The sequence below is a fragment of the Streptococcus sp. 1449 genome, assembly GCF_013276805.1.
In the GTDB taxonomy this organism is placed as follows: Bacteria; Bacillota; Bacilli; order Lactobacillales; family Streptococcaceae; genus Streptococcus; species Streptococcus pseudopneumoniae.
Genome location: NZ_VMLS01000123.1, coordinates 1 through 1,411, shown reverse-complemented (window position 1 = coordinate 1,411; position 1,411 = coordinate 1). Strand labels below are relative to the sequence as shown.

At 42.4% G+C, this 1,411-nt stretch carries 1 protein-coding gene and 2 pseudogenes; all 3 read right to left on the bottom strand.

Going from position 1 to position 1,411, the window contains the following annotated elements:
* Positions 1–7: 7 nt before the first annotated feature.
* Positions 8–418, bottom strand: a pseudogene (locus HT687_RS11590) (pblB); the annotation flags it as partial.
* A gap of 4 nt (positions 419–422) precedes the next feature.
* A complete protein-coding gene (locus HT687_RS11585) occupies positions 423–773 on the bottom strand; it encodes a DUF6711 family protein (RefSeq protein ID WP_172924205.1) in 351 nt (116 codons plus the stop codon).
* 8 nt (positions 774–781) lie between these two features.
* Positions 782–1,411: pseudogene (locus HT687_RS11580) on the bottom strand (hypothetical protein); the annotation flags it as partial.

Genomic DNA, 1,411 nt, shown 5'->3' with positions numbered 1-1,411 from the left:
TTTCCTAAATAACCTCTCGTACTGCAGCTGGGAAATGCAAATCTGTCACATACTCACGATTGGGCTTAAACATTCCATCCATAAGTTCAAGTGTGGTTGTGTTGCGGTTTCGGTCAATCTCAATATCATTGATGAAGTATTACCCCATCTTGACCCACTGGTAGGTATCCCCAACCAGTAGATCAATTTCGGGGTGCAGGGTATCCAGCTTATTGAACGTGGTAATGATACTGGTAAAGGTAATTTTACCGCTACCAGCGCAGGTTCCACCAGGCTTATAAGTATCGCCCTTGATGTAGCCATACTCAAAACTAGCCTCTTTGATATCCCGTGAAGTATAATCACCAACACGAATAGCCAGCGTCCTTTCCTTGGCAAACATGGCTCTGTCAAATTGTCGTCTGGTTAAAGCATCCATTTTCTTACCTCTCTACCAGATTAAATTTAGCGCCAGACCAAGGTTTAAACTTCTCAGTAAAGCTATAACTAGGAGCTGTCCTATCACCGACGTAGAAAGTCTTTGTGACTTGGCCATCCATGGGGTCTGGATAAGACACCTCAAAAAATTCAGATGATACAGCATGTAAAAGCTGACTTAATTCTCCCTGAGTCATCATACCCCATTCACAGTCTAGTTTGCGTTTGGTCGTGATACGGTCACGCACCATGTCGCCATTGGCATTACGCCCTGTTTCTCCATCGATATCTTGAATACCGACCTGAAAATATTTGGGAGGCTTCACAGCCACCCCATTGATTGTCAATTGTGCCATTTAACCTCCTAAATCTTGAGCAAGGTTTGACCTGCTCGTTCATGTTCCTTGTTGATTTCTTGGATGGCTACCCGTCCGAACTCATGGCCTGCGATTTGGATAACGATGTCGCCAGCCGGTAATGAATAACCTGTAGGTACATTATTAGCAGGCATTCTTTCAGCCAGTTTTTGAGCCAAGATAGAAATCCATCCTGTATTCCGTTCAAGAGGCATTACCGCTTCTTGACCAGCTTCTCCGACCCCAATGATGCTAGGAGAGTTGAATACACCGCCTCGTGCATACCAATCTACAGAGAATGATGGAATTCTAGGAGGCATCAAGCTGAAGCTACCAGATATATTAAAGTGAGGGAGTTTGATTTTTGGTAAGCTCCAATCAAAGTTAAAGAAGCTTTTTAGTTTATCGATACCACTTTTAACGATGTTTTTAGCATTATCCATTGCATCATTAAACAGATTCTTGAACCAGTTGGGGATTTCTTTCAAGGCATCTTGCATATTTTTCCATCTATCACCAAACCAAGAACCGATTTTTTGGAAAGGATTCTGAGTTTTCTTTTTTGCACTCTCAAATTTCTCGCCAAACCATGTATCAGCTTCTTTTACTCCATCTTTGATATCTTTCCATCTATCACC

Bases quoted from the DNA above. Each gene is read 5' to 3' on its own strand.
- HT687_RS11585 (WP_172924205.1), bottom strand. From the start codon at position 773: ATGGCACAATTGACAATCAATGGGGTGGCTGTGAAGCCTCCCAAATAT.